This window comes from Micromonospora sp. GCM10011542, assembly GCF_042650685.1.
Classification (GTDB): Bacteria; Actinomycetota; Actinomycetes; order Mycobacteriales; family Micromonosporaceae; genus Micromonospora.
The window spans coordinates 92,740-105,186 of the sequence record NZ_JBHSBO010000047.1 but is presented as its reverse complement, the minus strand read 5'-3'; the positions used below and the strand labels follow the sequence as shown (position 1 = coordinate 105,186).

General features: G+C 74.6%; 11 protein-coding genes. 4 read left to right on the top strand and 7 right to left on the bottom strand.

From position 1 onward, the window contains the following. The first annotated feature begins 94 nt into the window (after positions 1-94). Together ACFOW4_RS17355 and ACFOW4_RS17350 are read left to right on the top strand one after the other, a co-directional pair. Positions 95-1,336, top strand: a complete 1,242-nt coding sequence (locus ACFOW4_RS17355) for a glutamate-5-semialdehyde dehydrogenase (RefSeq protein ID WP_377528890.1) — start codon at positions 95-97, stop codon at positions 1,334-1,336. Positions 1,337-1,345: 9 nt separating this feature from the next. After that, the gene (locus ACFOW4_RS17350) at positions 1,346-1,966 is read left to right on the top strand and encodes a hypothetical protein (protein ID WP_377528888.1); all 621 of its coding nucleotides are present in this window, start codon (positions 1,346-1,348) and stop codon (positions 1,964-1,966) included. Positions 1,967-1,984: 18 nt separating this feature from the next. On the opposite strand, the gene ACFOW4_RS17345 is transcribed toward ACFOW4_RS17350, so the two are convergent. The 6 genes from ACFOW4_RS17345 to ACFOW4_RS17320 all read right to left on the bottom strand — a co-directional run bounded on the left by ACFOW4_RS17345 (position 1,985) and on the right by ACFOW4_RS17320 (position 9,203). Then, on the bottom strand, positions 1,985-2,818 hold the full coding sequence (locus tag ACFOW4_RS17345) for a prenyltransferase/squalene oxidase repeat-containing protein (protein WP_377528885.1): 834 nt from the start codon (positions 2,816-2,818) through the stop codon (positions 1,985-1,987). Positions 2,819-3,003: 185 nt separating this feature from the next. After that, a complete protein-coding gene (moeZ, locus tag ACFOW4_RS17340; protein WP_377528884.1) occupies positions 3,004-4,185 on the bottom strand; it encodes an adenylyltransferase/sulfurtransferase MoeZ in 1,182 nt (393 codons plus the stop codon). Between the two features lie 124 nt (positions 4,186-4,309). Next, positions 4,310-5,047: a DUF3152 domain-containing protein gene (locus ACFOW4_RS17335; protein ID WP_377528881.1), complete on the bottom strand. Its 738-nt coding sequence runs from the start codon at positions 5,045-5,047 to the stop codon at positions 4,310-4,312. A 177-nt stretch (positions 5,048-5,224) separates the two neighbouring features. Next, positions 5,225-6,088 (bottom strand): DUF3152 domain-containing protein, encoded by an 864-nt coding sequence (locus ACFOW4_RS17330; protein WP_377528878.1) that lies wholly within the window; start codon positions 6,086-6,088, stop codon positions 5,225-5,227. Positions 6,089-6,093: 5 nt separating this feature from the next. Beyond that, on the bottom strand, positions 6,094-7,083 hold the full coding sequence (locus tag ACFOW4_RS17325; protein ID WP_377528876.1) for an alpha/beta fold hydrolase: 990 nt from the start codon (positions 7,081-7,083) through the stop codon (positions 6,094-6,096). Positions 7,084-7,106: 23 nt separating this feature from the next. Continuing rightward, entirely contained in the window at positions 7,107-9,203 is a 2,097-nt protein-coding gene (locus ACFOW4_RS17320) for a hypothetical protein (RefSeq protein WP_377528902.1), read from the bottom strand. Positions 9,204-10,509: 1,306 nt separating this feature from the next. Between ACFOW4_RS17320 and ACFOW4_RS17315 the strand changes: the two genes are divergently transcribed. After that, positions 10,510-11,148 carry a TetR/AcrR family transcriptional regulator gene (locus ACFOW4_RS17315; protein ID WP_074314694.1) on the top strand — a complete coding sequence of 213 codons (639 nt, stop codon included), beginning with the start codon at positions 10,510-10,512 and terminating at the stop codon, positions 11,146-11,148. A gap of 61 nt (positions 11,149-11,209) precedes the next feature. Next, the gene (locus ACFOW4_RS17310; RefSeq protein ID WP_030329796.1) at positions 11,210-11,437 is read left to right on the top strand and encodes a DUF3107 domain-containing protein; all 228 of its coding nucleotides are present in this window, start codon (positions 11,210-11,212) and stop codon (positions 11,435-11,437) included. Between the two features lie 78 nt (positions 11,438-11,515). Here the strand turns inward: ACFOW4_RS17310 and ACFOW4_RS17305 are convergent, their stop codons facing one another. Next, on the bottom strand, positions 11,516-12,166 hold the full coding sequence (locus ACFOW4_RS17305) for a ferritin-like fold-containing protein (RefSeq protein WP_377528873.1): 651 nt from the start codon (positions 12,164-12,166) through the stop codon (positions 11,516-11,518). Positions 12,167-12,447: the final 281 nt, after the last annotated feature.

Here is a 12,447-nt window from a genome sequence, read left to right as displayed (position 1 = left end):
CCGTCACCAGCTAAGCCACCGCGTTGCAACGACCCCTCGAATCCGCCGCCTGGCGTTGTACAGGGGGCCCTTCCTAACGCGTGAGGAGTGCAGGATGAGCGTCGTCGAGCAGGCGCGACGGGCCCGGGTGGCGGCGGAGGCGCTGGCCGTGGCCACGCGTACCACCAAGGACGCCGCGCTGGCCGCGATGGCCGACGCGCTGGTGGCGCGTACCCCGGAGATCCTGGCCGCGAACGCGACGGACCTGGCGGCCGGCCGGGAGGCCGGGCTGAGCGCGGCCGTGCTGGACCGGCTCGCCCTCGACGCGGGCCGGGTGGCCGGCATCGCCGACGCGCTGCGTCAGATGGCCGCGCTGCCCGACCCGGTCGGCGAGGTGGTACGCGGCTCCACCCTGCCCAACGGTCTGGAACTGCGCCAGATCCGGGTGCCGTTCGGCGTCGTCGGCATCATCTACGAGGCACGCCCCAACGTCACGGTGGACGCCGCCGGCATCTGCCTGAAGTCCGGCAACGCGGCGCTGCTGCGCGGCTCCTCGTCGGCCGCGCACTCCAACGCGGCGCTGGTCGCGGTGCTGCGCGACGCGGTGGCCACGACCGGGCTGCCGGCCGACGCGGTGCAGTTGCTCGACGCCGGCTCGCGCGAGTCGGTCAAGGAGTTGATGCGCGCCCGGGGGCTGGTCGACGTCCTGATCCCGCGCGGCGGCGCGTCGCTGATCCGCACCGTGGTCGAGGAGTCGACCGTTCCGGTGATCGAGACCGGGGTGGGCAACTGCCACGTCTACGTGGACGCCGCCGCCGACGTGGCCAAGGCGCTCGCGGTCACCCTGAACGCCAAGACCCAGCGGCTCTCCACCTGCAACACCGCCGAGTCACTGCTGGTGCACACGGCGGTCGCCGACGCGTTCCTGCCGCCGATGCTGGCCGCCTTCGCCGAGGCCGGGGTGACCGTGCACGGCGACGCCCGGGTGGCCGGGTTCTCCGCCACGGTGGTCCCGGCCACCGAGGAGGACTACGCGACCGAGTACCTGTCGGCCGACATCTCGGTGGCCGTGGTCGACTCGCTGGACGCGGCGGTCGCGCACATCCGCCACTACGGCACCGGGCACACCGAGGCGATCCTCACCGACTCGGCGAGCGCGGCGCGGGAGTTCGTCGCCCGGGTGGACGCGGCGGCGGTGATGGTGAACGCCTCGACCCGGTTCACCGACGGCGGCGAGTTCGGTTTCGGCGCGGAGATCGGCATCTCCACCCAGAAGCTGCACGCCCGCGGCCCGATGGGCCTGCCCGAGCTGACCAGCACCAAGTACGTGGTCACCGGGGACGGGCACGTGCGCTAGCCTCGCCCGGTGAACGCCCGGTACGACCCCGCCGCGCTGACCCGGATCGCGGAGAAGCTGACCGTGTTGCGCCGGCTGGCGGACGAGGACGGGTCCGGTGTGGTGATCGGCCCGCCGGAGCCCCTGGAGCCGTTGCCCGACCTGCCGGGCGTCGCCGAGGTGTACAGCCTGTTCGATCGGCTGGAGGGGAACAACTTCCGGTTCCTTCCACCGCCGCAGACCCGCACTCCCGCCGCTTGGGCGGCGCACCTCGTGAACCCAGACGACCCGATGGGCAGCCCACTGGTCGTAGGCAAGGAGATACGCAGCGTCCCTGCGGGGCTGCGCGACGCGATCGCGGGCGGCGACCCGATCTACCTCGACCTCGAAGATCTCGACGTCTACTGGATGGAACCCGACGACTACGTCTGGCAGTACAAGCATCCCGACGATGACGTGCCCTTCACGGTCATCGCGCCGGACCTCGCCACCTTCTTCGACCGGTACGTGCTCGGACCGGGCTACCCGGAGCTGGTGGCGATCGTTCTCGGGGACGTCGCTCGCGACGAGCGGCTGCGCCGGGGGCGCCACGCCGGCCGGTACGCCGACTCCTGGCGGCGGCTGCTGATCACCGCGGGGCTCTCCGACTGACCCGCCCGGGTCGGACGCTCAGCCGACCGCCGGCCGGCAGGCGCGGATGGCGGAGAGCGTGGTGTGCACGTCGAACTGGTGCCCGTCGTCGCTCTCCCAGCCACCGTCGCTGCGCTGGGTCTCGGCCAGCCGCCGACAGGCCCGCACCATGATCCAGTCTTGCGGGTCGATGCCGACCCGGCGCAGGGTGACCGCGAGCCAGGCCGCGTCCCCCGGCGACATCCGAGGTATCCGCTCGGCGAGCACCACCTGGATCCGCGCCGACTCGGAGAACATCTCCTGCCGGTGCAGCACCGCGGCGCTCAGCCAGCCGGCGGCGAGGAAGGACGGCCAACTGCCGTCCGGGCGCAGCCGCGCGGCCAGCGCCTGGGCGGCGGCGTGCACCACCCCGGCGTACGCGCCGCCGACCCGGTGGTCCAGCGGTCCCGCGGCGCGGGCGTCCAGACCGGCGACGGTGAGCCAGAAGCCGGCGTTGGCGGTGAGGTAGAGCATGGCCTCCGGATCGCCGGGCCGGGCCCACTCCGGGGCCGAACCGGTCAGTGCCGGGTCCTCGTCCCAGCCACCGTCGGGCTGCTGCCGGGACGCCAGCCAGTCCAGCGACCGCCGAGCCGCCGGGCGGCCCAGCGCGCCCAGATCGTCGAGTTCGGCGAGCCGGAAGCAGGTGGCGTCGACCGAGGCGACGTCGGCGCCCCACGCCGCCGGCCACCCGCCGTCGGGTGCCTGACCGACCTCGGCCGTCTCCAGCAACTCCTCCGGGGGCGGCGTGCCGTTGCGCAGCCAGGAGAGGCGGGCACGCTCCACCGCGTCCCCGTGAGCCACGACGAATCCGACCGCGGCGTCCAAGTCGACCACGGCGGACACGCTACCTGCGCAGACGTCTTCTCGCCTCGGGGAATCGGCCAGCCGGGAATGGCTGCGTCGCTTCGGCCGGGAGTCCGACGGGAGTCGCGTGCGTCGATTCGTGCGCGCGTCCCGGCGGGCGAGCGTCCGAACGGGCCGTGCCGGGGCGGCGGTGTCGACCGCCCCGGCGCGATCGGTCAGTACGCCGGCAGCGACGGATCGATCTGCTTGATCCAGGAGAGCACGCCGCCCTGCACGTGCACGGCGTCGCGGAACCCGGCCGCCTTCAGCGCGGCGAGCGCCTCGGCCGAGCGGACCCCGGACTTGCAGTGCAGCACGATCTGCTTGTCCTGCGGCAGCTTCGCCAGCGCCTCGCCGGAGATGATGTCGCCCTTGGGGATCAGGGTGGCTCCGGGGATCCGGACGATCTCGTACTCGGCCGGCTCGCGGACGTCGACCAGGAAGACGTCCTTGCCGGCGTCCTGCCACTCCTTGAGCTCCAGCGCGGTGATGGTCGCGTCGAGCGTTGCCTCCTGGGCCTCCTCGGAGACCGCGCCGCAGAAGTCCTCGTAGTCCTCCAGCAGGTCGGTCACCGTCGGGTTCTCGCCGCAGAGCACGCAGTTCGGGTCCTTGCGGACCTTGATCTTGCGGTACTCCATCTCCAGGGCGTCGTAGACCATCAGCCGACCGACCAGCGGCTCGCCGATGCCGGTCAGCAGCTTGATCGCCTCGTTCACCTGGATCGAGCCGATCGACGCGCAGAGGACGCCGAGCACGCCACCCTCGGCGCAGGACGGCACCATGCCGGGCGGCGGCGGCTCCGGGTAGAGGCACCGGTAGCAGGGGCCGTGCTCGGCCCAGAACACCGACGCCTGGCCGTCGAAGCGGTAGATCGAGCCCCAGACGTACGGCTTGCCGAGCAGCACCGCGGCGTCGTTGACCATGTACCGGGTGGCGAAGTTGTCGGTGCCGTCGACGATCAGGTCGTACTGCGCGAAGATCTCGCGGACGTTCTCCCGGTCCAGCGCGGTGTTGTGGATCTCCACCTTTACCAGCGGGTTGATCTCGCGGATCGACGCGGCGGCGGACTCGGCCTTGGACCGGCCGATGTCGGAGACGCCGTGGATGATCTGGCGCTGGAGGTTGGACTCGTCGACGGTGTCGAAGTCGATGATGCCGAGCGTGCCGACCCCGGCCGCGGCGAGGTACATCAGGGCCGGCGAGCCGAGGCCACCGGCGCCGACACAGAGCACCCGGGCGTTCTTCAACCGCTTCTGCCCGGCCACCCCGACGTCCGGAATGATCAGGTGGCGGGAGTAGCGGCGGATCTCGTCAACGGTCAGCTCGGCGGCGGGTTCGACGAGCGGGGGCAACGACACGGTGGACTCCCCGGGATCGGCGGTGTGAACCGCGCCATTGTCGCGCGACGGGGCCCCCGCCGGCCATGAGGGAGGACACGTGGCCCGCGATGCGGGAGCGGGAATAACCGCCCAACCGTGCCGATCAGGGGACGAGGTCGCCCGCGTACCGGTGGCCGTCGAGGTAGGGCCAGGCGTTGGCGACGCAGCCCTCCAGGCCGTACGTCTGCTGCTGCATCACCGGGGCCGGCTCTCCGGGGCCGGGACAGGCCTCGTGCTGCTCGCCGAACTCGTGGCCCACCTCGTGGTTGACCACGTACCTCCGGTAGGTCTCCAGCGGGGCGCCGTAGTCCGGGACCGCTTCCAGCCAGCGGGCCAGGTTGATGACCACCCGGCCGGGGAGGCGGCAGGAGGTGTAGCCCTCGGTGCTCAACCCGCCCTCGGCGCACATCCGCTCTGAGGTGACCGGGGTGGCCAGGTAGATGGTGAAGTCGGCGGCGGCGGCCTCGGCCACCCGCTGCACCCGCAGCTCTTCCGAGCCGATCCAGCTGCGCGGGTCGGCCAGCACCTCGTCGACCGTGGCGGCGAAGGCCGCGACGTCCTGCCCGGCGCCACGCTCGACGGCGACCCGGTAGCGGTGCAGCGGCCCGTCCGTGCCCTGGACCGGCGTACCGCCGTCGGCCGCCGTGAAACGGCCGGCACCGGCGGACGGGTAGGCGGTGGGGGCCGCGTGCGCGCCGGCCCCGCCACCGTGGCCCACGCGGCCCTGGGTGGTGGCGGGCACCTCGGCCGGCGGGCCACCGGCGCGGGACAGGGTCACCCCGATGGCGACGGCGACCAGCAGCAGCGCGACCAGCAGGCTGCGCCGACGTCGCCGACGCATGCGGACCAGCGTGGGACGCGCGCCCGCAGCCCGGTGCGGCGGTCGCTCCGTGGGCGGGCCGGTTGGGCCGTAAGGGGACGGCGGCGTCATGAAGACCAGCCTGCCAGATTATTCGGGCATACCTCCGCTATTGCCGCAAGTGCCCCGTCGTGGCAGCGGCACCCGCGCCGCGCCGCCTCAGAGCGGTGGGCCGGCGTAGCGCCGACCGCCGACGTACGGCCACGGGTTGGGCGTACACCCGTTGAGGAAGAGGGTCTGCTGCATCATCACCGGCGCGGGCCGGCCGCTGCCCGGGCAGCGCTCGTGCCGGTGCCCGAGCTGGTGGCCGACCTCGTGGTTGACCACGTACGTCCGGTAGGTCTGCAGAGGCACCCTGGCCCGCACGAAGTGCGGCACCGAGAGCCGCCACCGGTCCAGATTGATGATCACCTGGCCGGGTGCCCGACACGAGGTGTACGCCCGGCCACCGACCCGGATGTCCACCCCGCCGTCGGCGCACATCCGACGGGCCGTACCGGCGGTGGCCAGGTAGACCGTGAAGTCGCGGGACGCGCCGGCGGGCACCTGCTGCAGTCGCAGCCGGCCGCTGTCGACCCAGCTCCCCGGGCCGGCGAGCGCCACCCGCACCGCCTCCCCGAATGCGGCGGCGTCCTCGCCGCTGCCCACCTCGACCGCCACCCGGTAGCGGCGCACCTCACCGGCGCGACCCAGCACCGGACCGCCACGGTCGTCGTAGGAGAACCGACCGGCGCCGGCGCTCGGCACCGCCCCGGGCATCCGCAGTACCGGCGACGGGCTCTGCGCCGGGCTCGACGACACCGGAGCCGACGCGGACGGGGCCGGGACGACCGACGGCGGCAGCGGCGTGGCCGACAGCGCCGGCACATCCATCTCGTCGGCGGCCAACCGCTCGGCGGCCGGGTGACCACCCGGCCCCTCGGCGATCACGGTCACCGCCGCGGCGACGGCCAGCACCACCGCCACCAACTGGGCGATCAGCGTGAACCGACGGCGACCGGAGCGGCGGGCGGACGTGGACATCCGGCTCAGCCTGCCAGATCGCGCCGCCGGACCGCCTCCTCCGTTCCGGTGCCCTCCGCCTCGGCGAGCAGGCCCACCACCGCCCGGGCGACCAACCGTGGCACCTCCAGCTGCGCCACGTGGCCGACACCGTCGAGCATCAGCAGCCGGCTGTCCGGGATCACCCGGGCCGTCTGCGGTGCGACCCGCACGTCGACCAGCCGGTCCTGCCGGCCGCCCACCACCAGCGTGGGCGCGCGCACCGCCGCGGCGAGCCGCCACAGCGAACCCGAGCCGGGCAGGTACGCCCGCAGGAAGCTGGAGACCAGCCCGCGGAACGTGCGGACGTACGCGGCGGCGTAGTGCTCGGCCTCGTAGCGCACCCGGATCTCCTCCAGCGCCTCGGCCCGGCGCTGCTCGCTGATCCGGCTGAGGTCGGCGACGCAGGCCTCCATCACCTGCTGGGCCATCACCTCCGGCGCGAGCTGGGCCAGCCGCCAGGCGGCCAGCCGTTCGCCCCGGGGGATGGCCAGCAGCGGCAGCATCCGGCCCTGCAACGAGCGGCGGAAGTCCAGGAACGGCAACGCCGGCGAGATCAGCGTGAGGGTACGCACCAGGTCCGGCCGTAGCCCCGCGACCTGCACGCAGATCGCCCCGCCGAGAGAGTTGCCGAACAGGTGCACCGGCCCCCGACCGGAGTGCTCGATCCAGCGGACGACCCGCTCGGCGAAGGACGGGATGGTGTACCGGCGGCCCGGTTCACTGCGGCCGAACCCGGGCAGGTCGATGGCCTGCCCCTCGAGCCGGTCGGCGAGCAGCCCGGCCAGGTCGGTCCAGTTCTGCGACGAGCCGCCCAGCCCGTGCACGTAGAGCGCCGGCTCCGCGTCGGCGGCGGTGGCCGGGGTTTCCCGCACGTACGTCACCGTGCCGTCGAGGTCGACCGCCCGGCCCGGCCACGGTGGCGGGATCCGGTCTTCGGGCAGGAGATGGTCGGGCCAGAGGGTGGCGCGCTTCATCGCTCCAGTCTGCCCCGGACCACTCAGGACAGCAGCGCCTCGAGCCGACGGTTGACCGCGGCCAGCGTCGCCCGGACCACCGCCTGCCGCGGATCGCCGGCGACCAGGGCGGAACCGGCGAGCTGTTCGACCCAGCCGTCACAGACCAGCAGCACCACCACGGTGGCCACCTCGCAGTTGCCGAACGGCACCACCGCCGCGTGCTCGACGAAGCACCGGCCCCGCTCGGCGTTCCCGCCGCCGCCGCGCAGCAGCTCGTCCACCGCGGCGGCCGCGGCCACGGCGCACAGCCGCAGCACGTAGCCGTCCACCGCCGGCCCGGTGGCGTGACCGGCAGCGCTCTCGCCGGCGGCGAGCAGCCGGACCTCCACGTTGGCGTCCAGGCCGAAGGTGCTGACCTGCACGTGGTCGATGACCACCCGCGGCCCCGGGTTGCCGCCGGTGTCGAGCGGCCGGGACGGCGCCGACTCCGTGGTGGTCACCTGACCACCGGAGTACGAGGTGCCGACCGTGGCCGGACTACCGGTGGCCGGGCCGGACGGCGCGGCGGAGACCGAACCCGGCTCCTCCACCGTGGCCCGGCCCCGGTGCAGGCTGCCCGGCCGGCGGCGGCGCTGGGTGTCCGCTCCGCCCCACTGGTCGGGGTCGACCGGCTTCGCGCCGGCCCGACCGCCCCGGCCGGCGACGGAGGACCCGTCGCTGGTCGTCAGCTCGCCGGTCGGCCCCTCCGAGGAGGCGCCGCGAGAGCCGGTGACCGCGTCGCGGGGTTCGGTGCTCCGGCGTTCGTTGCCCCGCGGCTCGGCGGCTCGGCGCCGGGCCGCCGGAACCGGCGTGGTGGGTGGGCCGGGCAGGTTCTGCGGTGCGGCGGCCAGACCCATCCGGTCCTGCAACAGCCGGGCCACCTGGCGGCTCACCTCGGCCGGATCGGCGCCGTCGGCCAGGTCCAGACGGAGGCTGTGGGCACCGGCCGGGGTCCGTCGCAGCGCCGCGTCCCGCACTCCGGGTACCCCACGGACCGCGTCCAGGATCGCGTTGACGTCGAACCCCTCGGGGCGCTCCTGCGGGGGCGCGGGTTCGTCCTCCCGCCGCAGGTGGGTGGCGATGCGAGCGAGTTGCGGGGTTTCGGCGGGTGGCTCCACGGCTGGCGGCTCCGGCACGATGGGCACGTCCGGTTCAGCGGGGACGCGCTGCGGCAGCACCGCCGACGTGCGGTCCGGCTGCCGGTCGTCGTCGGCCGGATCGGCCGGGGACGCCGGGTCGGGGGCGGATCGGCGGGCCGCGTAGGGAGGTGCGCTCGTCGGGGCGGGCGCGGGGAGGGTGCGGTCACGACGCCCGGACCCGCTCGTGGCGGAGGTCGGGACGGGACCGGCCGCGGTTGGCGGCTCGCCGGTCGAGGTCGGCGAGGGGTCGGACGTGGTGGGAGGCTCGACCGGAGCGGGGCCGGGCGACTCGGGGCTCTCCGGGCGGAGCCGGAACGGTTGGCCGGCCCTGGACTCGGGCCGGGGTGGATCGCCGGCGTCGGCGCCCCGGGGCGACGTCCGTCCGGCGCTCGCCGGCCGCCCACCTGCCCAGGACGGACGGTCGGCCGCGGCCGCACTGTTCATGGCCGGCCGGATGCGTCCCTCGGACCAGTCCGGGCGCTCGGCCGACGACGCTCCCGCGCTGGTCGGAATCGACGGTGGGCCACCAGCCCACCCGGGACGTTCCGCCATCGACGGCGACGGACCCGCCGGCGCCGGGGGCGTGCTGGTCGGGGTCGGATCGCTCGCCCAGGACGGCCGCTCGGGCGGTGCCGGTGGGGCGCTGGTCGGCCCCGGCCCGGCCCAGGAGGGCCGCTCGGGTGCCGGCGGCGTGCCGGCCGACGACAGCGGCGGCGTGCCGGACGACAGCGGCGGGCCACTGGTCGGCGTGGCGCTCGCCGCACCGGACCAGGACGGCCGCTCGGATGGTGCCGGCGGAACGCTGGTCGGCTTCGCCGCCGGTCCACCGGCCCAGGAGGGACGCTCGGGCGTCGACGGCGCACTGGACGGGGCGGAAGCTCCACCGGCCCACGACGGGCGCTCCTGCGCTGGCGGGGCACTGGTCGGTGCGGGATCGTCGGCCCAGGACGGGCGGCCGATCTCGCGATCGGATCCGGCCGTCGTCTGCGGATCGGGCTCGGACCGGCCGGTGCCGAACCCGTGCGGCGGCTCGGCCCGGACCGGCTCGTACGGGCGGCTCGGCTCCGCGCGTACCGGCTCGTACGGCTGATTGGGCTCGGCGGCCCAGGCCGGGGCGGACTCGTCCCGGCTGCGGCGCCCGACCGGCTCGCCACCCTGCCGCGACCAGGGCGGCGCCCATCCGCTGCTCCAGCTCGGCCGGTTCCAGCTCGGCCCGGACCAGTCCGGCTCGGCGGCCGGCGGCTCCCCGGGCGCCTCGCTGGCCCGGGAGACGTCGTCGGACTCGTCGGCCCCGAAGGACTGTGCGCGGAACGATTCGGCGCGGGAGGATTCGGCGCCGGACGGCTCGACCGTCGAGGGTGAAGAGGTCTCCGCGGCGTGGCCCCTGACCGCCCGGTCCGCAGCGTCGGCCGGCGGCTCGGGCGGGAACGGGTCCTGCCAGCCGCGCGGGTCCGCCGACGGGCCGTCGGCCGCCAACCGGTCGGCGGTGGGTGCCCGGAAGCCGGGTGGGACCTCGAACCCCGAGGCGGCGGTGCCGACCGGCGGCACCTGCACGGCCGGCGGCGCCGAGGTGGGTCGGCCGGGATCGGCCCACCGACTGCCGCGACCACCCGTCGGGTCGGCGCCGGAGTGTCGGACGGCACCGGTGTCCGGCTCGACGAGCCCGTGCTGGGGGCCGAGTGGCTGTTCCAGCGGCGGTGCGGGCCGTTGCGCGGGCACCACCAACCGGTCGCCGGTCGAGTCGTGCCGGTCGTCGTCGCCGGTCAGACCGGGCGGCGCGCTCACCGGGGAGGGCCGGTCGGTCGGCGTCTCGGCGCCGACGGAGCGGACCCCGTTGGCGTGGTGCCCGTTGACCCGGGCCGGCGGCGACTCACCGGGCAACCCGGGCAGGGGTGGTGGCAGGTCCATGTGCCGGGAGGACGAGGTGCTCCAACCCGACGCGGAGTCGGGTTGCCAGCGCGGCGCATCGTCGCGGGACCCGTCGCGCTCACCCGCGCCGGACCAGCCGGCCGTCGGGGGCGCCCACCCACCGCCGGGGCGGCCCGGGTCGTCGTGCTGACCCGTTCCGTCGCCGTGCTCTCCCGGGGTGGCGGCTCCGGGTTGCCCTGTTTCACTCACCGCGCGCTCCTTGGTCGCCCCCGCTGAGGCTACCGTGTGGTGACAGTGGCGATAAGTTACAGCGGCGGGCCATTTCCACCACGGGCTCTCGGGCCTCGACCGGTTCGGGGGGAAAATGCCGGCTCGTACGGAGAACTCGGAGGGTCCCATGACCGCTGTGGGGAACGGTGCACAGACCGCTGGCCGGCCTACCCGCCTGCCCCGTTCCGCGCGGCGTAAGCAGCTGCTCGCGGCGGCGCAGGAGGTGTTCGTCGCCCAGGGCTACCACGCCGCGGCGATGGACGACATCGCCGAGCGGGCCGGGGTCTCCAAGCCGGTGCTGTACCAGCACTTCCCGGGAAAGATGGACCTCTACCTGGCGTTGCTGGACACGCACTGTGACGCCATCGTCGCCAAGGTGCACGACGCGATGCGCGGCACCAGCGACAACAAGGAGCGGGTGAGCGCGTCGGTGCGCGCGTACTTCGACTTCGTCGACCACGAGAGCGAGGCGTTCCGCCTCGTCTTCGAGTCCGACCTGCGCAACGACCCGGCGGTCCGGCAACGGGTCGAACGGGTCGAGCAGGGCTGTATCGCGGCGATAACGGACACCATCATCTCCGACACCGGGGTGAGCCGGGCCCACGCCGAACTGCTCGCCTCCGGGCTGGTCGGGGCGGCCGAGACCGCCGCGCAGTTCTGGCTGGCCGGTGGTCGGCAGGTGCCGAAGGCCGAGGCCGAGGCGCTGGTCGCGGCGCTGTCCTGGCGGGGCATCGCGAGCTTCCCGCTGCAAGGTGAGTCAGCCTGACCGCCGGCCCGGTGATCGGATAGCCTTCGCAGGGCGGTTATCGCCCAGTTGAGGAGGCACAGTGGAGGTCAAGATCGGCGTGCAGTACGCGCCGCGCGAGCTGGTTCTGGACAGCGCGCAGTCGCCGGCCGAGATCGAGCAGATCGTGACCGACGCCTTCGCCGGCAACGGCGGCACGCTCTCCCTGACCGACGAGAAGGGCCGGCGGGTCATCGTGCCGGTCGAGAAGGTCGCCTACGTCGAGATCGCCGAGGCGTCGCCCCGGGCGGTCGGTTTCACCGTCCGCTGACCGGTCCGGCCATCGCGGCAGGTCGGCCCAGCCCCACCTGCCGCGGGCCGGCACCGCGCCCGGCGCAGCCTCTCAGCGTCAGTTGTTGAGACCCACCGCGGCCATCCGCGCGGTGTGCGCCACCGTCAGCCGACGGAACAGCCCCGGTACGTCGACCCGGTCCCCCCGCGCGATGAGCGTGGTGAGGGCGGCCCGCTCGGCGGCGACCCGGCCGGCCTGGGACAGCGCCTCGCCGACCAGCCGCCGGGCCCACATGGAGAGCCGGTCGGCGACCCGGGGGTCGGCCGCGACCGCCAGCCGGATCTCGGCGGCGGCGAACTCGGCGTACCGCGACTCGTGCAGCACGTCCAGCACCAACTGCCGGTCGGGCTCGTCCAACGCGTCGGCGATCTCCCGGATGAAGTCGTCGGTGATGGCGTCCCCGACGTACGCCTTGGTCACCACCTCCGCCCAGTCGCGCGGCTCGGTCGAGTCGTGGTACGCCTGCAACGGCCCCACGTAGGGCCCCATCGCGTCCTCGGGCGGCACGCCCAAGGCGGTGAGCCGGTCGGCGAGCCGGCGGTAGTTGGTGATTTCGGCCGCCGCCATCTCGCTGAGTGCGGCCCGCCGGTGCAGGTCGGGGGCGAGCCGGGCGTCGCCGGCCATCCGTTCGAAGGCGAGCGGTTCGCCGAAGGCGACCAGGCCCAGCAGGTCGGCGACAGCGGGGTCGGGGGTGGTCGGCGCGGACACGAGCGCAGGCTACCGTGCGGCCCGTGTCGGCGCGGCCCGACGACCACCCGCCCCGGCGTCAGCCGGCAGTGTGGCCCAGGTCACATTGCGCGCCCCCGCGTGGCCCTCTGCCGGCCGGGAATCGGGACGGGGGCCTGCCGGTTCAGGTAGTATGGAGCAGTTGCCGTGGGCGCCGATCTGATCGAAGTCCAGCCCCCGGCGCGCGTGCGGCCCGGTCCGGCTCGGCATTCCGCCGCCGACCGTGTGGCCCGCGCCAAACCGAACGCGCCCTGAGGACATGA

What these genes read in the sequence shown, in the direction of transcription:
- ACFOW4_RS17325 (WP_377528876.1), bottom strand. Translation starts at nt 7,083, where the DNA reads ATGAAGCGCGCCACCCTCTGGCCCGACCATCTCCTGCCCGAAGACCGG.
- ACFOW4_RS17315 (WP_074314694.1), top strand. Translation starts at nt 10,510, where the DNA reads ATGACCGCTGTGGGGAACGGTGCACAGACCGCTGGCCGGCCTACCCGC.
- ACFOW4_RS17335 (WP_377528881.1), bottom strand. Translation starts at nt 5,047, where the DNA reads ATGCGTCGGCGACGTCGGCGCAGCCTGCTGGTCGCGCTGCTGCTGGTC.
- ACFOW4_RS17355 (WP_377528890.1), top strand. Translation starts at nt 95, where the DNA reads ATGAGCGTCGTCGAGCAGGCGCGACGGGCCCGGGTGGCGGCGGAGGCG.
- ACFOW4_RS17330 (WP_377528878.1), bottom strand. Translation starts at nt 6,088, where the DNA reads ATGTCCACGTCCGCCCGCCGCTCCGGTCGCCGTCGGTTCACGCTGATC.